Here is a 21,586-nt window from a genome sequence, read left to right on the forward strand (position 1 = left end):
TACACAGACCTGCTTTGTGGTCATTTCAAATGGCACCTGTCTTGCCTTTTGTCTGCCGTCGTCGAGAGAGGGGGCAGCGGCACAGAGGACTAGGAAGGAGGGGGGAGACCGTCTCGAACAGACCTAGAGTAGGCCTGCTGCACTGCCTGGTAGCGCCGTTTGAACGCCTGCTGCTGCACCTTGTGATCCACGATGGGATCCGGATAGCCACAGCTTCGCCGTTCCCGCAAAGCCCAGGATCCCTTGGGGTCATCCCCCACCCACAGCAGAGCCGGCGTATCCAGCCGTGCCAGCTCCGGCAGATAGCGACGGATGTACTCTCCTTCCGGGTCATAGCGGGCTGCTTGCGTGGCCGGGTTGAAGATGCGCAGGGGCTTGGGATCCGTGCCCACACTGGCGCTCCACTGCCAACCGCCGTTATTGGCCGCCAGATCCCCATCCACTAGCTTTTGCATAAAGTAGCGTTCCCCCCAGCGCCAATCGATAAGCAGATCCTTGGTCAGGAAGCTGGCCACAATCATGCGGCAGCGGTTGTGCATCCAGCCGGTTTCGTTCAGTTGGCGCATGGCCGCATCCACGATGGGGTAGCCCGTCTGACCGGTGCACCAGGCCTGAAACCAGTCCTGCCGATTGTCCCACTCCAGGGCGTCGAAGGCTCGTCGATAGGCTCCGGTTTCCACGTGGGGCCAGTGGGCCAAGACATGCTTGTAAAACTCTCGCCAGCACAGCTCCTGCCGCCAAGTTTGCAAGCTGCTTTCGGCCTCTTGGCTGCGCACCTCGGCTTCCACCTCCCGCGTGGCTTGCCACACCTGGCGAATGCCGATCGTTCCCCAGCACAAGTGGGGGCTCAGTAGAGAAGTGCCCGGCTCAGCCGGGAAGTTGCGGGCTCGCTCGTAGTCCAAAATGCGCAAACCCTGACAAAAGTCTTCCAAAAGGGCTTGAGCCGCTGCTTCCCCCGCTGCTGGGATCCGCTGGTCGCAGACAAAGCCCAAATCTGCCAAAGTCGGTAGAGGCTGCGCTTTTAGTCCCGATACCGGCTGCAGACCCTCGGGGGTTGGGTAGGGATCCCGCTTGGGCAAGCTCGCCCACCTGCGCCAGAAGGGAGTGAAGACCGAATAGGGCTCCCCCGCCTGGGTCAACACTTCCCCCGGCCCGTGCAGCAGCATATCTTGGTAGGAGAAGGACTGGATCCCGGCTGCGGCCAAACTGGCCTGCACTCGACTCTCTTGCTGTAGGGCGAACGGCTCCCCATCGGCATTCCAAAACACGGCCCTGGCTCCCAGGTCTGTGGCCAAGCACCGCAACTCCACCGAGGGATCCCCCAGCCGCCAGATCAGTGGGATCCCCATCTGGGCGTAGCGCTCTTGGAGCTCTTGCAGAGCCTGAAGCAAAAAGGCCACCCTAGCTGGGGCCATGTCCGACCGTCTCAGCATCTGCGGGTCGAAAATGAAGACAGGCACCACCTGAGAGCTGCGCTGGGCTGCCTCATGAAGAGCTGTGTTGTCGCCTAACCGCAGATCGCGACGATGCCAAAGCAAAACGGGGGAAGTCATAGGCTGCCAAGCAATGGGATCCCATCTTGGCCGGTTGCCACCGCCCCTTTCAACTCACTCCCCCCAAGGCTGGGAGCCGGGGCGGCCAGAAGCTACATTCTAAAGAACCTTGAAGAACCCTATCAAAGCTCTAGACTGTCGAACACCCGACTGGGACAATAGCGGCAGCGCTCCTCTGGCTTTTGCTGGCCATCGCTGTATCCCATCGCGTAAGCTGTATCCCCCAACATCACCACCAGCTGAGTCAGCTTCAGCGAGAGCAACGGGTCAAGCGGCTCCGTCACATTCAGCATGAACTGCTCAATGGAGCGCCGCAGCGCCTCTGGCGTCTTGATCATCACGTCTCCATCCATCCATCGATGGCTTTAGGTATTCATACTCAAGGCAAGATGGACATGGACTCAGGATAAAGGTGGAAGGAAGAGATGCTCGTAGCATTGGCTACTGTTCTTGGGATCGAGCCGGCAAGGGCTGAGCTCCACACCAGCCAGAGCAGGCTTGCGGATGATGTTAGCCTAGGTATCCAAAAATGGCGACAGCGCGACGAGTGGCACGGGTAGCAGAACTGATCAAACGAGAGGTCAGCCAAATCCTGCTCTCGGAGATCAAAGATGACCGGGTCGGGGCAGGGATGGTCAGCATTGTGGATGTCGAGGTTTCCAATGACCTGCAAAATGCTCGCATCTTCGTCAGCATTTATGGGGATGAGACAGCTCAACACCGGGCCATGGAAGGGTTAGCGGCGGCCACACCCTTTGTGCGGCGGGAAATCGGCCAGCGCCTCAGCCTGCGACGGGTGCCAACGGTGGTGTTTTTGCAGGATCGCTCTTTGGAGCGGGGATCCCGCGTTTTGGCTCTGCTTAACCAACTGAGACAGACCTCTGAGGCCCAGGAACCGGAGGGATCCCAAGCTGGGGTTGAGGACACTGCCGAGGGCGAAGAAAACGAATCGAGCGGCGAATAGTTGCACCATTTCGAGGGATCCGCGCTGGAGCTCAGCCTGCTTTGCACGAGAGAGCAAAGGATCTGCCTTGATGGCCACTAGATAGAGGGGCCTTTGCTTTGCAGCAATGCGGACAACATCCAAGAAAAGTTTTTGACGTTCGCGTAAGCGGGCCGGAGGCCCTGAAGTTTTTGGATTTGTTAGGCTTAAGGGAGCTATACAGCCCTTCCCCCGATCGTCTATCCGTACAGGACTCCATGTCTGCGGCACGCTTGCGCAAACCAGAGCGCTCTGCTCCAAAGGGCAGCGGCGTTGTTGTGGTCAACCTGCGAAAGGGCTGTAAGGTTGCTGTCCATGCCTTTCCTGCCTTTTCATGGATGTTCAAAGCCCACTGCAACCGGATCCCTCTCTAGGGGGTGCTACTCCACTCCAAGCTCTGCAGGCCCTAAACCAGAGTGTTGCCGAAGCTTTGGTTTCCTGCTTGAAAGGGCAACCCCAACAGGCCACTCAGCACCTTTTGCTGGCTCTGCCGCAGCTCATGGCGGCTCTGGGGGCCTTGAGGCAAAAATCTTCCGTTCGCGTAAGCGGGCCGGAGGCCTTGGCCGAGCCTGCAGGTTGCCCTTCAGAAGCCAAGCCCAAGCGCATCATGCACATCGAAGGCAATCGCGTGGAAGTGTGGGTGGATAACCAAATTCGCAGCAGTTGGAGCATTTGGTCGGTGGGAGATCTCAAGGAAGTCTGTCGGCTGGCAGAAGAGTTCGACTGTGGCCTCAGCTATTCTCTAGGAGGAAACTCAGAGTCTCAGTCGGAAATGCTGCTGTTGCCCTCCAATTCTGCTGGTGTGTCCGACCGACTCTCCAACCCCGTTCGCGCAAGCGGGCCAGACGCCTCAGGCTCCGCCGCCTAGTACCCTCAGCTTCGGTTGCTGCTTTTGCTGCTCAAATCCCCATGGCAGAACCCCAACGGCTACAGAAGCTCTTGGCTCAGCAGGGATTGGCCTCGCGTCGCCAGGTGGAAGCTTGGATCCTGGCTGGGCGCATTCGAGTGAACGGGAAGGTGGTCACTGAGCTGGGCTCCAAAGCCGATCCAGAGCGGGATCGCATCGAGGTGGATGGGCAAGTGATCCCTTTGGCCAAGGATCCGGCGCGCTATGTTTTGCTCCTGCACAAGCCAGTGGGGGTTTTGTCAACCTGTGCAGATCCTTGGGGACGCAAGACGGTGCTGGATCTGCTCCCCCCATCTTGGAAACGGCAAACCCGCCTCTACCCGGTGGGCCGGCTGGATGCGGACAGCAGTGGCGCTTTGCTGCTCACCAATGATGGCGACTTGACCTTGAAGCTGACCCATCCGCGCTATCATCTGCCCAAAACCTACCGGGTACAGGTACAAGGGCATCCGAGTCAGGCCACTCTGCAACATTGGCGAGACGGAGTAGATTTAGAGGGGTACACCACTCTGCCGGCGGAGGTGGAGTTTTGTCCTGCCCCGGATTTCCGGCAAAGGGAGCATCCCAATTGCTCCTGGCTGAGGGTGGTGTTGTTTGAGGGACGCAACCGGCAAATTCGGCGGGTGGCGGAGCGTCTTGGGCATCCGGTGCTCAGCTTACATCGGGAAGCCATTGGCCCACTGGGCTTGGGCAACCTGAAAGCAGGCCAGTTCCGCCAGTTGGATCCCCATGAGATCCGAGCTTTGCTGGCCCCTCTCACCGGGCACAGCAGCTCATCCTCGCAAGGACTCCGTCCCGCTTACGCGATCGGGAAGCGCCCTCTAAGGCCTCCGGCCCGCTCACGCGATTAGCTCGTCAGAGCCTCTAACTGAGTGCAAACTCTCACAGTAGCCTCCTTTCTTCCGCAGGTGGCCAAATGATGCAAGAGCCAGCACACTCTTTAGAAGCCCTGGGATCCCTGTTGCGGCAAACACGGGAGGCACGGGGACTGACGTTGACAGAAGTAGCTAACGATACCTTCATTCGCTGCCAATATCTGCAGGCGCTGGAGGAAGCTGACTTGAGCCGGTTACCGGAGCCGGTGTATGTGCAAGGGTTTCTCAAGCGCTATGCCGACTATTTGGGGTTGGATGGCGAAACCCTCTCTCGGCGTGCCTCTCCGCTTTTATCGGCCAAAACCCCCCGCGCGCCAGCTCCTCTTGCTGTTGTCGGCCAGCAGCCTGCCTTTGCCCTGCGCCCTCTCCACCTTTGGGCCGCTTATGTGGTGCTGATTGTGCTGACGGTGGGGGGATTGTCGGCTCTTTTGGAGGGCACAGGCAATCCCTTTGGGCGTTGGCTGGTGAGCCTGTCAACGGTCAGTCGGGAGGGATCCGGCCAGCAACCGCCTGCTGCCAACTCCCCGGATCCCACTCTGTCGGCAGCTCAACCCACGGCCCGCCAACTGTTTCCCACCCTCGACCAATGGACGCGCATTCAGGGCGTCTTCCCCGAGGTCTTGGAAGCTCACTCAGGGGGGGCGGGGCGCAAGCCGGTGCGTCTGGATATTCGCGTGGTGGAGCGCCCTTCCTGGTTGCGGGTCATCGCCGATGGGCAAACGGTTTTTGAGGCCACCTTACAGCCAGGGGCCGAGTTGAATTGGGAAGCGGAGCAGTCAATCGTGTTGCGTACCGGCAATGCGGGCGGTGTGTTGGTGACCTTTAACGACCGGGAGCTTGGAGTGATGGGCCGATTTGGGGAAGTGAAAGAGCTGATGTTCGAACCGGGGTCGGATATTCGGTCGCTGCAGTAGGGATCCAAAATTATCATCCCGTTGCGCTTGGCGTTATCGGCGGCAGAGTAGGAGCAATCTCCCACCCTTGGGAGCCAAGCTGCTGCAGCAGGTGTCGGACTTTGTCGATGTCTTTATCGCCTGGCCGACGTTCCACACCACTGGAGAGGTCGATGCCGCTTGGCTGCAGGTGGCTGAGCGCCTGCAGAACATTGTCCGGGTTCAGCCCACCAGCCAGTAGCCAAGGCAAGGGCAGAGCCCGCTCACGCGAAAGGCGAGCAAGTTCTGGCCAATTCAGGGTTCGCCCCGTTCCCCCCGCCTGTTGGGGATGATAGGCATCCAAAAGCAGCACCTCCACACAGTCTCGGTAGAGATGGGCTACTTCCAGATCCGCCGGCTGGCGGACGCGCAGGGCTTTGATGCGGCGGATCCCGGGAAGCCATTTCCCCAATTGCTGACAATCCTGCGGGGATTCTTGGCCATGCAACTGGACAGCCGTGAGGCCCACCGTTTCCACCCAGGCGGCGATGGCGCGGGGATCCTGATCCAGGAAGACCCCTACTTTTTCCACGTGGTCGGGCAGGGATCCCACCCAACGAGCCATTTCCGAGAGGGGCAAATAGCGGGGGGTATTGGGCACCGCGATGAACCCAAGGGCACTCACCCCCAGCGCGGCGATGGCCTCCGCCTGATCCTGACGGGTGATGCCGCAGATTTTGACAAACAACCGGCCCATTGGGAGCACCACCAAAACAATTGGCTGCTGGTTCTTGGATGGTTCTGAGAGCGCTGATACATCTACTTTTGTTCAGGGCGCATTTGCAGAGGATCCGGCTGTTCCGGGTGAAGCTTGTTGATCCGGCGCACCATTTGCCACAGCCGTCCAAAGTTGCGCTGGTTGAAGTGCATCACCAGCCGTGGCAGATGGGCAATATCTTCCTCGGCTTCCTCCGGCAAGGCCCCAGTTTGCTCGATCCGGCCCGAATCGAGAATGTCGGCAAACTCTTCGTTTAAAATCTCTAGGGCTTCCGGTGAAAGTTTGGTGTTCAAGCGCAAAACCAGGAGCTCCCGCACGTAGCGATTGCTGTGAAAGACGCGATAAAAATCGACAATCTGCTGACAGGCATCTCCCACATCGTCGGTTAGGGTGTAGAGGAAGAGATCTTCTGGGCTGATCAGGCCGCGACCGAGCAGGTGCTCCCGCACGTATTCGTCCCATTCTTTCCAGTAGCAGCCACCTGTTCTGTCCACCAGCACCAAGGGCATGAGCTTGGTTTTTCCGGTTTGCATTAGGGTTAGGCATTCAAAGGCTTCATCCTGAGTGCCGAAACCGCCGGGAAAAAGCACCAGCGCGTCGGTTTCTTTAACAAAAAAGAGCTTGCGCGAAAAGAAATACTTGAAGTTGATGACCCGATCGCTGGCAGCAATAACGGGATTGGCCATTTGCTCAAAGGGAAGCTGGATATTGAGCCCAAAAGAGTTTTCCAGCCCTGCCCCTCGGTTGCCGGCTTCCATAATGCCGCCGCCGCCCCCCGTCATGACCATGAATCCCCGTTGACTGATGCAGTAGGCGAACAACTGGGCCTGGCGATATTCGGGACTTTCTGGCCCTAGCCGTGCCGACCCGAAAACGGTGATCTTGCGTTGGTGGGCATAGTTTTGGAAGGCGGCAAACCCCTGCTCCAGATCCTCAAGAGTAGCCGCCAAGATCTTGGCATCTAAACGGCTCAGCTCTAGGGATCCCATGCGCTGCAGCGACTGCAAAATACGCAGCCAGGCTGTCCGGTTGGGGTGATGCTCCAACTGCTTTAGGCGAGTCTCAGCGTTGGAAAAAACCTCTCGCAGAAGGGAAGAAACAGAATCGGTCAAGCTGGGATCCTAAAGTTCTCTGGAATTACTTTAATCAGTTCTCGGCACAAAATGGCAGCTGGGTTCTAATCCAGAACCCAAAAGTTACATTCTGAAACACCCAAGGCATAGCCCTCAGGCTTCGGCAGGTGTGTCGAAGTGCTTTTCCAAAATCGTGGTTAGAGTTGCCTTGGGTACGGCGCCAACCACTACATCCACTTTCTGGCCGCCCTTGAACAACATCAGGGTGGGAATGCTGCGAATGCCGTACTGGCTGGCAGTTTGAGGGTTCTCGTCGGTGTTGATTTTTACAACCTTAACTTTGCCAACATACTGCTCAGCTATCTCCTGAACCACAGGAGCCACCATCCGGCAGGGGCCACACCAAGGTGCCCAAAAATCGACCAAAACCGGAATATCGCTGCGCAGCACCTCTGCCTCAAAGGTAGCATCAGCGATATCTATTGCTGCAGACATGCTTGGAGAACTCCTGAAACAATACCTATCATGGTTTCTAATCTTAGCACAGCTCTCTGGCTGCTGCTGACCGAAAACTCGGCGTCGCAGGCCCCGGCATTCATGCCTGGGGATAAGTCACCGTCTCATGACAGGACGGGAGACTCGCTCCACCCGCTTATGGAAGGGTGCAGCGTTAAAGGTGAAGTAGAAGTATCTGGGGTGTTTTGGCATCTCAGTAGTTGAGGAGATGGCGTCCCCCACGAGGATATAGGCCCTCGTGTAGCCCATTGCAACGAAGCGCGAGGAGCGTGGAGCGATGGAAAAAATCCCCCGGCTTTAGCCGTGGGGAGAACGTTAACGATCTGGCTGGACTGGCCGGATTAGCATTGGTGAGCTGGGATCCCTTAGACAAACACCATCGGCTTATGACGGATTTTCTCGAAAGCAGCCGCATCAAAACGGTAGAGGGTTGCCGGTCTGCCTGTTCCTTGGGAACTTTTCTGGCCGGTATCTTGCAAGATACCCAGTTTCAGTAGGCGGGCGCGAAAATTGGAGTAGTCGGAGAACCCCTCGCCCAAAACGGTGCCGTAGAGCTGATAGACCTCCCCTAGCGTGAAGGTGGCGGGCAAAATGTCAAAGGCAATCGGGCTGTACTCCAACTTGGCGCAGAGGCGACGGCGGGCATAGCGGCAAATCTCTTCGTGGTCAAAGGCTAAAGAGGGAATTTGGTCGGCGGGATACCAGGCAATGCCCTCCACTCCGTCTGCCAGCAATTCAGCATCCTGGAACCGCACCAGGGCAAAGTAGCTGACCGACAGGTAGCGCACTCCATAGCCATCCTCGGCCTCGCGGGGATCCCGCTCCGGCCCCCCGAAGGTGTAGAGCTGCTCCAGATAGAGGTTTTTAACACGAATTTTCTCCGCCAAGATGCGGTAGGCCGCTGCTTCTAGGGATTCTGAGCGCCGCACCAGTGTTCCTGGCAGGGCCCAGCAACCGCGGAAGGGATCCTCCCGCCGCCGCACCAGCAGCACCAGGAGGCGATTCTGCTCAGTGTCGATGGAGAAAATGACCGCATCCACGCCCACCCGGAACTCCGCCAAGGCGATCCGGTTCTCCGATGGGCCTGCCACGATGCGGGATCCCTGCATAGCTTGGCACTGAATCCTCCACCAACAGCCTACCCAGTTTGTCCCTCCAGAGGGAGCTACCAGCCTGGACCACCGTCTTGCCAGTCTAAGCCTTGTCTGGGGCAAGGGCTTGCGTGTTCTGGGGGGAAGATGCGTTGCCGAGGGTGTGCAAAAGAACCTCGATGTCAGGCAACACTTTTGCCTTTTGCCCGATTTGGCTCTTTTTCAGCCACAGATGGCCCCTCAGAGAGGGGAAACAGCCGACCTTGTCTGACAGCGATCTGAACCCGCGTGCCCACAGGCAGAGCTTCCCGCGCCAGAGCGTGCAGTTCTTTGCCGGCTGCTGTGATCAGGCAATAGCGGTACTCTCGCCCCAAAAACTGTCGATCCCGAATGACAATGCCGCCCTGAGGATCAGGATGCAAATGCAACTCCTCCTGTCGAACCATCAACTCTGCGCAGCGTAAACCGGGGTCGGGCTGATCCCTCAAAGCCTGGAATGGGATGTGCAGCAGCTCTTCAGCCTGCCAACCCAACTCCCGCCGCTCACAGCGCAGAAAGTTGGCCTGGGTAATAAACTCTGCCACGAAGCGAGTAGCCGGCTCCCGATAGACCTCCTCCGGGGATCCCCATTGCTCAATACGGCCTTCCCGCATCACCGCCACCCAGTCGGAGAGGCAGAGAGCCTCCTCTTGGTCGTGGGTGACAAAAATGGCCGAGGTCTGGGTTTGCTTGAGGATTTTGCGGATTTCTTCCCGCAGGTAGTAGCGCACCTGCACATCCAAATTGCTCAGCGGCTCATCCAACAGAATTAAGCTGGGCTTGGGGGCCAAAGCCCGCGCCAAAGCCACCCGCTGCTGTTGCCCACCCGAAAGCTCGTGGGGATAACGATGGGTGTAGTCTTCCAGGCCCACCAACCGCAACACCTCGTAAGCGCGTTCCCGCGCCTGTTGGGCAGCGCCTCGCAACTCAGCTCGCAACTCAGTTGAGGAGGAGCGATTGCCACCCCCTGCCGCCGACGCAAACGGGGTAGTGGGTCGGAGGCCAAACATCACATTGGCCAACACGTTCAAGTGGGGAAACAGGGCAAAATCCTGAAACACCAGCCCCACTCCCCGTCGCTCCGGTGGGATCCACTGCCCCTCCCCGGCCACAACCTGCCCCCCCAGGAGGATCCGCCCGCTATCCGGCTGCTCAAATCCGGCAATGGTGCGCAATAAGGTGGTTTTCCCACAGCCCGATGGGCCCACAATGCCGAGGATGTCTCCTTGGGGCAGGCGAAACTCGACTTCCCGCAAAACCAACTGCCGCTGGCCGGGAAACCCCTTGCTGATGCCCTCGAGCTGAAGGATGTAGGAGGGATCCTCCCGCGCGGCAGTGGGACTTGGAGAAAACAAGAACTCAGCCATGACGGTTTTTGTTGCAAAAGATTTTCACTATTTTTACCACACTACCATGTCCCCGGATCCCGTCCAACCGGATCGAGATCCAACAGCCAGCAGCCAGATCTTGAGCAGGACAGAATAAGGTTTCTACGCCTCGCCCTGATTCCAAGCGAAGCAGCGGAAAATCAGTGTTAAACTTAGTTAACGAAGTTTCTCAGGCCTGGGCGGCGCTTGCTTGTGTGGCGCACTCCAGAGGCTTGTTGTAAATGAGTTTTGAGACAAAGTTTCCCGAACGTGCTCTGATTACAGGGGCCAGTCGAGGGATCGGCAGAGCGGTAGCCCTAGCCCTAGCCCGACAAGGGATAGCGGTGGCTCTGGTGGCCCGCTCCCAACCTGATCTGCTGGCGGTGCAGGCCCAAATCCAAGCCCAGGGCGGCAAGGCAGCGATTTTTCCCATCGACTTGGCCGACTTAGCAGCTCTGCCCCAGCAGTTGCAGGCTCTCCTGGATCGATTTGGCGTCTGCGATGTCTTGGTCAATAATGCGGGCATGGCCCACGTTGGCCCTTTGGCCACCTTACCTTTGTCGGATTGGCAGCGAGTGATCGACTTGAACTTGACGGCAGCTTTTCTGTGTGCCCAAGCCGTACTTCCCGGAATGCGCCGGCAGCGCTGCGGCACGATTGTCAACGTCATCTCGATTGCGGGCAAGCGAGCTTTTCCCAACTGGGGAGCTTACTGTGCCAGCAAGTTCGGCCTAATGGGCTTTTCTCAAGCTTTGGCCGAAGAGGAACGACAGCATGGCATTCGGGTCACCAGCCTGTGCCCTGGTGCCGTGGACACGTCCCTCTGGGATACGGGCACGGTAGGGGTCAACTTCGACCGTTCCAAAATGCTCTCGCCGGAATGGGTAGCCGATTTGATTACCTATATTGTTCGGTTGCCCACAGGTGCGGTGGTGGAAGATCTCACCTTCATGCCTGCGGTGGGAGCCTTTTAGACCTGGCTGGTTTGGGGTTGCCCGTGACTTGGGAGGGTTTTGGCTATCGCAGCCTTTGACTGGATGCCACCTGAGCTGAGTTGCATGCACCGAGTTCTCTTAGCCTTTCGTTAACCAAGGAATATCCTGCTATGACCCTTGCGAAACCCGGATCTGGCTCGCAATCTCGAATGGATGACAAAGCCCATTTCAAGTCTCGGGTGATTCGAGATCGAGCCACTTTTGCGGAAGAAGAATTGGGTAGCTCGGATGTCTCAGATCCGGCTATGGTGGCGGCGGTGGAGACGCTGCTGCGGGGGATCGGGGAGGATCCCCAACGGGAGGGGCTGCGAAAAACCCCGCAACGAGTGGTTGCGGCTTTGAAGTTTTTGACCAGTGGGTATCGGCAGTCTTTGGAGGAGCTACTGAACAGTGCCATCTTTGATGAGGGCCATGACGAGATGGTGCTGTTGCGGGATGTGTCTCTGTTTAGCCTGTGCGAGCACCATCTGCTGCCCTTTATCGGCAAAGCCCATGTGGCCTACATCCCCAGGCAAAAGGTGGTGGGCCTAAGCAAAATTGCCCGTATCGTCGAGATGTACTCCCGCCGCCTGCAGGTTCAGGAACGCCTGACACGGCAAATTGCTGAGGCCTTGATGGAGGTGCTGGATCCCTACGGGGTGGGGGTGGTTATCGAGGCTACCCACATGTGCATGGTGATGCGGGGGGTACAAAAGGCCGGCTCCTGGACGGTCACCAGCTCGATGGTAGGGGTGTTTCAGGAGGATCCCCGTACCCGCGAAGAGTTTCTGAGTCTCATTCGCCATCCGTCCAATTTTTAGGGAGCTTCCCGGAGCTTTGTCGGTGAGTGGGTTAAGCCTCTGCTCAGGCGGGGAATGCTAGCCTAAGATCGACGCAAACCCTGCCAGAAGCGAGGCTTGTCATGAGCGAGGTCAGCCCCGAAAACCAGTTTCCCACCGATTTGGACTCCAATTGGCAGCCCCCGGCTCCGCCGGTCATGCAGCGTCCGTCTCGTCCGGCTGCTCCGGTGCCCCCGGTGGAGCCTCCAACGCAACTGGATCCGGTGCTCGGTTCAGCCTCCCAAGGGACGGGATCCCGGCCTGCCAATGCCAAAAACCCCCCCAACCCCATTCTGGGTCGGCCCCTTCCGCCTGGTGTGGCTGTCGCTCCCCCTCAGGTACCGGTGCCTGTGCCGGGCTCTGCCGCTTCTCCTCAGATGCCCCCGCCCACCCCGGCTGCTGCTCGGCCTCCAGTGCCGCCGCCCAGCCCCAATCCTGCCGCTCCGCCTTTTGCGCCACCAGCTCGCCCAACGGCTGCCGGTCGGATCCCGGTGGCCCCGGCTACTCCTGCGGGCCTGACCCTGCGCCAACTGGTGCAGGAAGCCTATGACAAAGGCTACTCCGATATTCATTTGGGGGTAGGAGAAGTGCCCCGCTTTCGGGATCGGGGGCAGATGCTCTTGACCAACTACCCGGTCACCACCACCGAGATGTTCTATGGCTGGCTGCGGGAAAGCCTGCCGGAGAGCCAAATTCGCCAGTTTGAGGAATGTTTGGAACTGGATACTGCCATCCAGTACGAGGGTTTGGTGCGGTGTCGGGTCAACTGCTTTGTTTCCCTGCTTGGCCCGGCTATGGTGATGCGTCTGATCCCGTTGAAAATTTTGACGCTGGAGCAGTTGCGGGCACCGGAAGTGCTAAAGCGCATTGCCGAGGAGCACAAAGGCTTGGTTTTGGTGACCGGCCCCACCGGATCCGGTAAGTCCACAACCTTGGCAGCGATGGTGGACTACATCAATTCCAACTTTCCCAAACACATCATTTCCATTGAGGATCCCATCGAGTTCGTCCACCAGAGCAAGAAATCGATGGTGCGGCAGCGGGAGGTCGGGATCCACACCCTGGAATTTGCCAATGCCCTGAAAGCCTCTCTGCGGGAAGATCCGGACATCATCCTGATTGGGGAGATGCGGGATCGAGAGACGGTGGATATTGCCCTGAAGGCCGGCCAGACGGGCCACTTGGTCTTTGGAACCCTGCACACCAACAGCGCCGTCCGCACCATCGAGCGTCTGCTGGGGATTTACAAGCCGGAAGAACAGGAGCCGATGCGTCTGCAGCTGGCAGAAACCCTGGTGGCGATCATCGCTCAAACCCTGGTGCGCACCACCGATGGCAAGCGAGCTGCGGCCCACGAGATCATGCGCAACACCGATGCCATTCGCGACTACATCAAGCGGGGGGCGGTGGACGAAATTGAGGAGCTGATCGCCGACGGCTCCTATGAGGGCATGTGTACCATGAATCAATCCCTGTTTAGGCTTTACCAAGAGGGGCGGATTACCGAAGAGGTGTGTCTGGAGGCTGCCCCACGCCGCAATGAGATGGCCCAATGGCTGCGAGGCCGGATCTAGGGCCAGTCTCGAGATGGAGTCACGCCAAAGTGCTTGAGGGAAGGTTTGCCCTATCCTAAACTGGGAGCAGCCGGCGGCGCTGGCTTGCCGAGCTACCTGCTCATCTCTTGGGCCGACCTTGGGCTGGGGGGATGGGTTGCGAATTGATGAACCGAATTGAAAGCAAGTTAGAAAACAGGAGAATCCCTACCGTGAGCGTGATCAACCAGATCATCGAGACCGCGGATGACCAGCTGCGTTACCTCTCAGTTAGCGAACTGGAAGCCATCAGGAATTACATGACCACCGGCGAGAGGCGCTTGCAAATCGCTCAGGTGTTAGCAGAAAACAAAAAGCGCATCATTGACCAGGCCCAGAAGCAGCTATTCGCCAAGCGGCCCGAGTACGTGCAACCCGGTGGCAATGCCTACGGTGACAAGCGCTACAACCAATGTTTGCGAGATTACGACTGGTATCTGCGTCTGGTGACCTATGGCATTATTGCCGGCAGCAAAGAGCCGATTGAGTCTATTGGCCTGATAGGGGTGCGGGAAATGTACAATGCCCTCAACGTACCCATCGCCGGCATGATCGATGCGATTGTCTTTTTGAAGGAAGCTGCCCTCAGCTTGTTGGAGCCGGCGGCAGCCGCTGAAGCCGCCCCTTACTTTGACTACATCATCAATGCCATGAGCTAGGGAACTACAGGGATCCCAAGGCAGCCCGGGCATGTACGGCCACCTGTTCTTGGGAATCCTGGGCCAGCCGGGTCAGTCCGGCGCGAGCGGCTTCTGTTCCCAACTTGGCCAGGGCAATGCAGACGCGGTAGCGCAGTTGCCAGTCGTCGGAATCAATGAGGGGATCCAGGTAGGGGATGGCCCGCGGATCCCCCAGATCGCCCAAGGCAGCGGCAGCGGCTGTGGTGATCAGCTCGCTCTTGTCCTGCAAAGCTTCCACCAGAGTGTCGAAGGCGGCAGGGTTCCCCAGCTCTCCCAGGGCAGCGATGATGCTAAACCGTACCAGCCACTCCGTTTCTCGCCGATAAGCTTCCAGGAGATCGGCCAGGGCCTGTGGCTGCTTGAGATCCCCCAGGGCAGCGGCGGCAGCAGCCCGCACATCGAACTCCGGATCCTCTCGCAAAGAGCGCTGCAAAATGGGCAACAGTAGGTTCGGATCGACGCCAGACAGGGTGCCCATCTGGCTGATGGCAGCATAACGGACGCGGGCATTCTCGTCGTGAATCGCTCGCTGCAGCAATGTCAGGGCTTCTGGCCCAGGCAGTTCTCTGGCTTTGTTGACAGCGCGCAGCCGATTTCCCAAGTCTTGTGAGTTCAACAGCTCCAGCAAAGCGGGCAGTGCCGGAGGATCCCCAGAGGTTGTTGTCATATCCCATTCTCTCCATAACCCTCCTCGGCCATAGCGAGGGAGGAAAAGCCGATGTTATTATCTTGAAGCAGTGCATCCAGTCCCTTGATCTTATGGCCTTATTGCAACAAGAGAAGCAGCAGATCATTGAGAGCTATCGACTGCACGACACCGACACCGGTTCTGCCGAGGTTCAGGTGGCTCTGCTCACCAGTCGCATCAACCAGCTCTCTCAGCACCTTCAGAGAAACCCGAAGGATTTCAACTCCCGCCGCGGCCTGCTGATGATGATCGGTCGTCGCAAGCGTTTGCTCAACTACATCGCCAAGCATTCTCCTGACCGCTTCCGGGAGCTGGCCGAACGGCTGAACATCCGGGTGAAAAAGTAGGCAGCCCATCCAAAACGCTATCGGAGATCTGTCTTCGTGGGCAAATCCAGCCGCCAGTCCAAAACCTTTCGCCGTCGCTCCCCCTCCGCCTCTGTTGAGGTGGAGAAGAAGCCGGCCAAGAAGGAGCCTGTTGCCGTGATTCCCCCTGAGGTCAGCCGGCGGATGGTGCGGCGGATTCTGGTGTTTTCTGGGATCCCTTCGGGGCTGGGCCTGAGCAGCTTTTTTGTGAATTACTATCTCTTGACCAACCATGTGGTCGCTCTGCCCCCCTACTTCACCTTGGCAGAGTCGCTGACCTTGTTTGGCCTTGGTTTTTTGGGCATTAGCTACGGTGTGTTCTCGGCTTCCTGGGATCCCGAGCCGGGATCCCTGCTGGGAATTGGAGAATTCCGGCGCAATTTGGGCAACATCATCCAACAGTGGCGGGAATCTGCTGCTCGATCTTCTGAATCTTCCGACTCTGGAGAAGCTTGATTCTTCTCCCATCGCCTTTTCCAGGCCGGTTGCTGCCTACAATCAAGAGGGATCCAAGTCCATTCTGGCGGCAGCGGCTACCCCCAGTTCTCCAGCATGAAAATAGCCTACTTCGACTGTGCGGCGGGCATTGCCGGCGATATGTGTCTAGGAGCCCTGCTGGATTGCGGGGTGCCTTTGGAGTACCTCAACCGTCAGCTCCAGGCGTTGGGCATCGAGGGGGAATATAGCCTGCAGGTGAGCCGGGTGCAGCGGTGTGGGCAGCCTGCTCTGCAAGCTGTGGTGGAGGTGCTGGGATCCCAGAGTGGGGGATCCCTTGCTCGGCATTGGGCAGAGATTCAGGCTTTGATCGCGGGATCCCAGCTTTCCCCAGCCATTAAGGCCCGCAGCTTGGCGGTGTTTGAAAAGTTGGCGCAGGCGGAAGCAAAAGTCCATCAGATGCCTGTGGAAAAAGTGCACTTTCACGAAGTGGGGGCAGTGGATGCTTTGGTGGATATTGTCGGCACTTGCATTGGCCTGGATTGGCTGCAGGTGGAGCGGGTGTTGTCATCCCCCCATCCTATTGGGGGCGGCTGGGTGAGCACAGAGCATGGCAAATTGGCCGTGCCGGTGCCGGCGGTGATCGAGTTGTGGGAAATGGGCCGCGTGCCGGTGTTCAGCAACGGGGTGGAAGCCGAGCTGGTGACCCCCACAGGAGCAGCCTTGGCCGTGGCGTTGGCGGAAGAGTTTGGCCCCTGTCCGCCGATGCGGGTGGAAAAAGTGGGGCGTGGGGCCGGTGCCCAAGAGCTGCCCATTCCCAACGTGTTTCGTCTCTGGATTGGGGAAGCCAATGGGGGAGAGCTAACGGAAACGGTATCGGTGTTGCAAACCCAAATCGACGATCTCAACCCCCAAGTGATTGCCTACACCTGCGAGCAGTTGTTGGCCCTGGGGGCCTGGGACGTGTTTACCCAGCCGATCACCATGAAACAGGGGCGGCCGGGGACCCTGCTTACCGTCATCTGTCCGCCGGATCGGGTGCCGGAGTGTCAAGATCTCATCTTCCGGGAGACCACCACCCTGGGCATTCGCCACTTCCAACAGCAGCGCACCCTGCTGGAGCGGGTCATTGAGCGGGTGGAAACCCCTTACGGCCTGGTAGACATCAAGGTAGCCCGCCACCATGGCCGCATCGTCAACGCTCAGCCGGAGTTTCGCGATTGTGTGGCCCGCGCCCAGGAATTGCACGTGCCGGTTCAGACGGTGTGGCTGGCGGCCCAATCGGCTTGGCAAAACCGGTTGCAAGGTTGAAGAGACACTGAACCTGTTCCACCCCCAATGAATCCGCTCCTGTTGAACACAGATTGGCACCCATGGCCTGCTAGCCTGGGAGATGTCGATCTTGCTCTCTCCGCCGACCACAACAATGGAATCCCAAGCCTCTCAATTTAACTTTGACCGCAAACTGTGGGATCGGTTTATCACCGTGGCCCAGCCCTACTTTTACCCCAGAGTGCGCTATGGGGGCTGGATCTTTTTGGGCTTGCTGGCAGCGGCCATGGTGTTTGTGGTTGCCCTGATGTTCTTTGTGGAGATTGGGGTAACTTTGGTCGGTCAGGCCCTGTTCCCAGAGTTTTTTACCAATGTGGCAGCCGGATTGGTGGCCCAAACGGAGAGAAACTTGTCCTCGCCGGTGCTGTGGGTAGCCGCGATCAGCTTGGCTTTGAGCAGCCTTTGTTTTGGGGCAGTGTGGCGGCAGCTTCGCCAGCGCTGGTTGCAGTGGGTGCTGCTCACCTTTTTGCTGTTTCTGTCGCTGACGGTCAACCGGCTGAACGTGATGATCAGCTTTATCTTTCGGTTTATCGACACAGCTCTGCAGCAAAAAGAAGAGCCCACTTTCTGGCAGTTTTTGATTATTTATGGAGTGCTGATTATCTCAGCTATTCCCATTTTGGTGATCTACCGCTACACTCGCCTCAAGCTAGGGCTGTTTTGGCGAGAATGGCTGACCGATCATTTTCTGGATCGCTACTTCAATCAGCGGGCTTACTACGAGCTGGATTCCAACGCCGCCAACACCGAAATCGACAACCCCGACCAGCGTATATCAGAGGATGTCCGCTCCTTTACCGGCACCACCCTTTCCTTCCTGTTGGACATCCTTGACTCGATTCTCACCCTCTATGCCTTCACCGGCATTCTCTATGGCATTTCTCGTCCGTTGGCGTTGGGGCTGGTGGTCTATGCCACCATTGGTACCGCCATTGCCATTTTGGCCGGTCGCAAGCTGATCAAAATTAACTTCGATCAACTGCGCTACGAAGCCGATTTTCGCTACAGCTTAGTGCACGTGCGGGATAATGCCGAGTCTATTGCCTTCTACCAGGGAGAGGATCAAGAACTCAGGCAAATTTTGCATCGCTTTGGTGCGGCCTTGCGCAATTTTAATTTGCTGATCATCTGGCAGGCCATCATCGATATTTTCCAATACGCCTACAACTATTTCACCCGCATTGTGCCCTATGTCATCGTGGCTCCCCTTTATTTCAGCGGCGTGCGAGACTTCGGCACCATCACCCAGGCCACCATTGCCTTCAGCCAGGTGTTGAGCGCCCTCTCCATTGTGGCCAACCAGATTCAAAGCATTTCCAGTTTTGCCGCTGGGATCAACCGCTTAGGCTCCTTTCACGAGTCTCTGGAAGATCCGGCGCTGCGCCACACCGGCGCTCGGGAAAGCAACATTCAAACTCGCATTGCCCAGCAATTGGCGCTAAACCACGTCACTTTGCTCACCCCCAATTCAGAACGAACCCTGGTGCGGGATCTCTCCTTCGCCTTGGAAGCCGGCCAGCGGCTTTTGATTGTCGGTGTTAGCGGCAGCGGCAAAAGTTCCCTGTTGCGGGCCATTGCCGGCCTATGGACCAACGGCCAGGGATCCATCGCCCGCCCAGATACTCAGGAGATGCTCTTTTTGCCCCAGAAACCCTACATGCTGCTGGGATCCCTGCGGGATCAACTGCTCTATCCCAAACGCCGCCGAGACCTCACCGATGAAGATCTCATCCGAGTCTTGGCCCAGGTGAACTTGGGGGACTTGCCGGAGCGGGTGGGCGGCTTTGATGTGGAGAAAGACTGGGCCAGCACCCTCTCCCTAGGGGAACAGCAGCGTCTTGCCTTCGCCCGCATTTTGATCACTCAGCCCCGCTACGCCATCTTGGACGAGGCCACCAGCGCCCTGGATGTGGCCAACGAAAAACTGCTCTACCTGCAACTGCAACACTTGAACACCACCTACATCAGCGTCGGCCATCGTCCCACCCTCTTGGCCTACCACGACCTGGTTTTGGAGCTGCAGGGGAATTGTGCCTGGCAACTGTGGTCGGTGCAGGAGTACGGTGCCCGCCTAGCCCTGGCCAGCTAGCAGCGCCGACATCTCCAGCTGACTCAAATGACAAGCTTTGCGGGTTTGGAACAAAACCCGGATAGGAGGCTGACTTTTCCAACTGGACGCTCTTCAAAGGAGGTGATAGCCTGTTATTCACAAGTATTCCGACCGGTTTACTGGAGATTATCAATGCCCCCCATGATCCCATCCGAGGCCAAGCGTTCCAAGGTGGAGCAGATCAAGGCAGACAGCCACTTTCTACGGGATCCCCTTCAGCAGGAGCTGGCCCAAGACACCACCCACTTCAGCGAAGCAGCGGTGCAGGTGCTGAAGTTTCACGGGGCTTACCAGCAGGACGACCGGGATCGGCGGCAGCAGCGAAAGCAGGAGGGGCTGGAGCGGGCCTATTCGATGATGTTGCGCACCCGCATCCCAGGGGGACACGTGCCCCCCCAGCTTTACTTGACCCTGGATCGGCTGGCCGATGAGTACGGCAATGGCACCCTGCGAGCCACAACGCGGCAGACGTTTCAGCTACACGGGATCCTCAAGAAAAACCTCAAGGCCACCATAGCCAGCATTCTCAAGCAGATGGGATCCACCCTGGCCGCCTGCGGCGATGTCAACCGCAACGTGATGGCACCGGTGGCCCCCTACAAAAATCGCCCTGCCTATCGCTATGCCCAAGAGTATGCCCGCAAGCTGGCGGATCTGTTGGCTCCGAAGACCTCTGCCTACTACGAGATCTGGGTGGATGGCGAGCCCATTCCCATCCCACCGGTGGATGAGGAAGTGGTGGAAGCCGAGAAGTTTGTCGGCAACGGGGTGCGCCTGGAGGGGCCAGAACCTCTGTATGGCCCCGTCTATTTGCCCCGCAAGTTCAAGACAGCCATCACCGTAGCTGGGGAAAACACGGTAGATGTGTACTCCCAGGACTTGGGCTTGATTGTGCTCACGGATCGCAAGGGCAACTTGAAGGGCTTCAACATTGTGGTGGGTGGGGGCATGGGGCGTACCCACGGCAAGGAAGAAACCCAGCCCCTTTTGGCCCAAAAGCTCTGCTTTGCCCCTCCGGAGGCGGTGTATCGGGTTTGCCAAGCGGTTTTGGCGGTACAGCGGGACTACGGCAACCGGCACGACCGCAAGCAGGCGCGGTTGAAATACTTGGTGAGAGACTGGGGGATCCGCAAGTTTCGCCGCGTTGTCGAGGAGTATGTGGGGGAAAAATTGCCCCGGTTTCGCCCCCTACCCAAGTTTGTTCCCAACAGCGACGACTACCTGGGCTGGCACGAGCAGGGGGATGGCCGTTGGTTTTTGGGCATCTCCATTGAAAATGGGCGCATCCAGGACACCCCAGAGCGACAGCTCAAAACGGCGCTGCGCCGGATTGTGGAAGCCTTTTCTCTGCACGTGCGGCTGACCCCCACTCAGGATTTACTTTTCATCGACATTGCGGAGCAGCAGCGGGAGGCCATCAACCAGATCCTCAAGTCCCACGGGGTGCTCTCCAAAGAAGAGATCCCTCAACTGGTGCGGCTGTCGATCGCCTGTCCGGCGCTGCCCACTTGCGGCTTGGCCATTACTGAGTCGGAGCGAGCTTTGCCAGGGCTGGTGCGCCAGTTGGATCAACTGTTGCAGGAGCTGGATCTGCAAGATTCGCCCTTCTTGGTACGCATGACCGGCTGCCCCAACGGCTGTGCCCGACCCTACCTGGCCGAGCTGGGATTGGTGGGATCCGCCCCCGATGGCTACTACCAGATTTGGCTGGGAGCCAGCCCGCAGGGGGATCGCCTGGCGCAAGTGTTTCAGGAGCGGGTGCACATTAGCCAGATCGTGCCGCTGATGAGAGTTCTCCTGCAGGTCTACAAGCAGGAGCGCCGTCCTGGCGAGAGCTTTGGAGATTACTGCCATCGGGTGGGGATCCCCTATTTGCAGGCCCAAGTTCAGCAAAGGGATGGCGTTTTTGCCTGAAGGGATCCCTCAAAAACGAGACCAAGCCTGTAGCCATTCCCGGAGCGCTTCCAGCCATCCAATCGGTTCGGGCTTGGTTGCTTCTGGAGCTTGCTCCTCGCCAGTCGGCAAGCTGACGGGGTTGGGATGCACCCTGTAGACTCGGATGGGTTTGGCGTTGGGAACGGGTTTCACCGAAAGAGGCTCCACCTGCAGGAGTTGCCCTTCCACGGCTCGATACACAGCTGCCGAGATGAGCAACCGGGAGCTCTGTTCCTCAGACTGTTCCCCCCCTTGCGAAACATCCTCAACCGACTCCAGCCAGGTGGCAAACTGAACCGACTTCCCGAAGGCGGACAACCGCTGCGGATCTTGGGGATCGAGGGGCAGCAAAAGGACTGGGCCGTAGTGGATCCCGATGGCAAGCTTGACCTGCGGGTAGGAGAGTTGCCGCAAACACCTGTTCAACTCCACCACCGACTGCCCAAGCGCCAACCCCGCCTGCAGCGCCTGCTGTATGGCCAGCTCGGGTTGTTTGAGACCAAACAAAGCCAGACTTCTCAGCCCGCTCTGGTTGGCCAGTACTGATACATTCACGCTGAACTCTCCTGAACATGGTTCAGGA

22 protein-coding genes and 1 pseudogene are annotated in these 21,586 nt (G+C 58.3%); 14 read left to right on the plus strand and 9 right to left on the minus strand.

The genetic code is table 11. The features are described 5' to 3' along the window. Positions 1-89: 89 nt before the first annotated feature. Both NW843_RS06480 and NW843_RS06485 read right to left on the minus strand, forming a co-directional pair. On the minus strand, positions 90-1,553 hold the full coding sequence (locus NW843_RS06480; RefSeq protein ID WP_414522448.1) for a cryptochrome/photolyase family protein: 1,464 nt from the start codon (positions 1,551-1,553) through the stop codon (positions 90-92). 122 nt (positions 1,554-1,675) lie between these two features. Next, complete coding sequence (locus tag NW843_RS06485) at positions 1,676-1,891, minus strand: hypothetical protein (RefSeq protein WP_238376842.1); 216 nt, start codon at positions 1,889-1,891, stop codon at positions 1,676-1,678. A 191-nt stretch (positions 1,892-2,082) separates the two neighbouring features. Between NW843_RS06485 and rbfA the strand changes: the two genes are divergently transcribed. The 5 genes and pseudogenes from rbfA to NW843_RS06510 all read left to right on the plus strand — a co-directional run bounded on the left by rbfA (position 2,083) and on the right by NW843_RS06510 (position 5,231). Beyond that, positions 2,083-2,517, plus strand: a complete 435-nt coding sequence (gene rbfA, locus NW843_RS06490; RefSeq protein WP_414328963.1) for a 30S ribosome-binding factor RbfA — start codon at positions 2,083-2,085, stop codon at positions 2,515-2,517. Between the two features lie 352 nt (positions 2,518-2,869). Beyond that, on the plus strand, positions 2,870-3,403 hold the full coding sequence (locus NW843_RS06495; RefSeq protein WP_414522449.1) for a hypothetical protein: 534 nt from the start codon (positions 2,870-2,872) through the stop codon (positions 3,401-3,403). 41 nt (positions 3,404-3,444) lie between these two features. Then, positions 3,445-4,293, plus strand: coding sequence for a pseudouridine synthase (locus tag NW843_RS06500; protein WP_414522450.1), 849 nt, complete (start codon positions 3,445-3,447; stop codon positions 4,291-4,293). A 68-nt stretch (positions 4,294-4,361) separates the two neighbouring features. Next, positions 4,362-4,571 (plus strand): annotated as a pseudogene (locus NW843_RS06505) (helix-turn-helix domain-containing protein); the annotation flags it as partial. Further along, positions 4,569-5,231 carry a DUF4115 domain-containing protein gene (locus tag NW843_RS06510; protein ID WP_414522458.1) on the plus strand — a complete coding sequence of 221 codons (663 nt, stop codon included), beginning with the start codon at positions 4,569-4,571 and terminating at the stop codon, positions 5,229-5,231. The pseudogene NW843_RS06505 and the gene NW843_RS06510, both read left to right, overlap by 3 nt. Positions 5,232-5,244: 13 nt before the next feature. Here the strand turns inward: NW843_RS06510 and NW843_RS06515 are convergent, their stop codons facing one another. The 5 genes from NW843_RS06515 to NW843_RS06535 all read right to left on the minus strand — a co-directional run bounded on the left by NW843_RS06515 (position 5,245) and on the right by NW843_RS06535 (position 10,053). Next, the gene (locus NW843_RS06515) at positions 5,245-5,946 is read right to left on the minus strand and encodes a phosphoribosylanthranilate isomerase (RefSeq protein ID WP_414522459.1); all 702 of its coding nucleotides are present in this window, start codon (positions 5,944-5,946) and stop codon (positions 5,245-5,247) included. 62 nt (positions 5,947-6,008) lie between these two features. Beyond that, positions 6,009-7,079: an LOG family protein gene (locus NW843_RS06520; RefSeq protein ID WP_414522451.1), complete on the minus strand. Its 1,071-nt coding sequence runs from the start codon at positions 7,077-7,079 to the stop codon at positions 6,009-6,011. A gap of 114 nt (positions 7,080-7,193) precedes the next feature. After that, positions 7,194-7,535: a thioredoxin gene (gene trxA / locus NW843_RS06525; RefSeq protein ID WP_011431863.1), complete on the minus strand. Its 342-nt coding sequence runs from the start codon at positions 7,533-7,535 to the stop codon at positions 7,194-7,196. 386 nt (positions 7,536-7,921) lie between these two features. Further along, a complete protein-coding gene (locus NW843_RS06530; RefSeq protein WP_414329504.1) occupies positions 7,922-8,647 on the minus strand; it encodes an NUDIX hydrolase in 726 nt (241 codons plus the stop codon). 182 nt (positions 8,648-8,829) lie between these two features. After that, complete coding sequence (locus NW843_RS06535; protein ID WP_414522452.1) at positions 8,830-10,053, minus strand: ABC transporter ATP-binding protein; 1,224 nt, start codon at positions 10,051-10,053, stop codon at positions 8,830-8,832. Between the two features lie 242 nt (positions 10,054-10,295). Here NW843_RS06535 and NW843_RS06540 point away from each other — a divergent pair, with 242 nt between their 5' ends. The 4 genes from NW843_RS06540 to apcD all read left to right on the plus strand — a co-directional run bounded on the left by NW843_RS06540 (position 10,296) and on the right by apcD (position 14,117). Continuing rightward, positions 10,296-11,027 (plus strand): SDR family oxidoreductase, encoded by a 732-nt coding sequence (locus NW843_RS06540; RefSeq protein WP_414400783.1) that lies wholly within the window; start codon positions 10,296-10,298, stop codon positions 11,025-11,027. A gap of 131 nt (positions 11,028-11,158) precedes the next feature. Continuing rightward, positions 11,159-11,848: a GTP cyclohydrolase I FolE gene (gene folE / locus NW843_RS06545; protein ID WP_414329555.1), complete on the plus strand. Its 690-nt coding sequence runs from the start codon at positions 11,159-11,161 to the stop codon at positions 11,846-11,848. A 242-nt stretch (positions 11,849-12,090) separates the two neighbouring features. After that, a complete protein-coding gene (locus NW843_RS06550; protein ID WP_414522460.1) occupies positions 12,091-13,440 on the plus strand; it encodes a type IV pilus twitching motility protein PilT in 1,350 nt (449 codons plus the stop codon). A 191-nt stretch (positions 13,441-13,631) separates the two neighbouring features. Continuing rightward, positions 13,632-14,117 carry an allophycocyanin subunit alpha-B gene (apcD, locus tag NW843_RS06555; protein WP_011431857.1) on the plus strand — a complete coding sequence of 162 codons (486 nt, stop codon included), beginning with the start codon at positions 13,632-13,634 and terminating at the stop codon, positions 14,115-14,117. A 4-nt stretch (positions 14,118-14,121) separates the two neighbouring features. Here apcD and NW843_RS06560 read toward each other — a convergent pair whose 3' ends face one another. Then, positions 14,122-14,805, minus strand: a complete 684-nt coding sequence (locus NW843_RS06560; RefSeq protein WP_414329553.1) for a HEAT repeat domain-containing protein — start codon at positions 14,803-14,805, stop codon at positions 14,122-14,124. Positions 14,806-14,897: 92 nt separating this feature from the next. Between NW843_RS06560 and rpsO the strand changes: the two genes are divergently transcribed. The 5 genes from rpsO (at position 14,898) to NW843_RS06585 (ending at position 20,982) form a co-directional block, all read left to right on the plus strand. Next, positions 14,898-15,173: a 30S ribosomal protein S15 gene (gene rpsO / locus NW843_RS06565; RefSeq protein ID WP_011431855.1), complete on the plus strand. Its 276-nt coding sequence runs from the start codon at positions 14,898-14,900 to the stop codon at positions 15,171-15,173. Between the two features lie 36 nt (positions 15,174-15,209). Then, positions 15,210-15,647, plus strand: coding sequence for a photosystem II biosynthesis protein (locus NW843_RS06570; protein WP_414351795.1), 438 nt, complete (start codon positions 15,210-15,212; stop codon positions 15,645-15,647). 96 nt (positions 15,648-15,743) lie between these two features. Next, a complete protein-coding gene (gene larC, locus NW843_RS06575) occupies positions 15,744-16,937 on the plus strand; it encodes a nickel pincer cofactor biosynthesis protein LarC (protein WP_414522453.1) in 1,194 nt (397 codons plus the stop codon). 82 nt (positions 16,938-17,019) lie between these two features. Further along, the gene (locus NW843_RS06580) at positions 17,020-19,047 is read left to right on the plus strand and encodes an ABC transporter ATP-binding protein/permease (protein ID WP_414522454.1); all 2,028 of its coding nucleotides are present in this window, start codon (positions 17,020-17,022) and stop codon (positions 19,045-19,047) included. A gap of 153 nt (positions 19,048-19,200) precedes the next feature. Then, the gene (locus NW843_RS06585; RefSeq protein WP_414522455.1) at positions 19,201-20,982 is read left to right on the plus strand and encodes an NADPH-dependent assimilatory sulfite reductase hemoprotein subunit; all 1,782 of its coding nucleotides are present in this window, start codon (positions 19,201-19,203) and stop codon (positions 20,980-20,982) included. 9 nt (positions 20,983-20,991) lie between these two features. Here the strand turns inward: NW843_RS06585 and NW843_RS06590 are convergent. Further along, a partial coding sequence (locus NW843_RS06590; RefSeq protein WP_414522456.1) for an adenylate/guanylate cyclase domain-containing protein occupies positions 20,992-21,586 on the minus strand: 595 nt, incomplete at its 5' end.

It is taken from the genome of Synechococcus sp. R5-12, from assembly GCF_047502655.1.
In the GTDB taxonomy this organism is placed as follows: domain Bacteria; phylum Cyanobacteriota; class Cyanobacteriia; order Thermostichales; family Thermostichaceae; genus Thermostichus.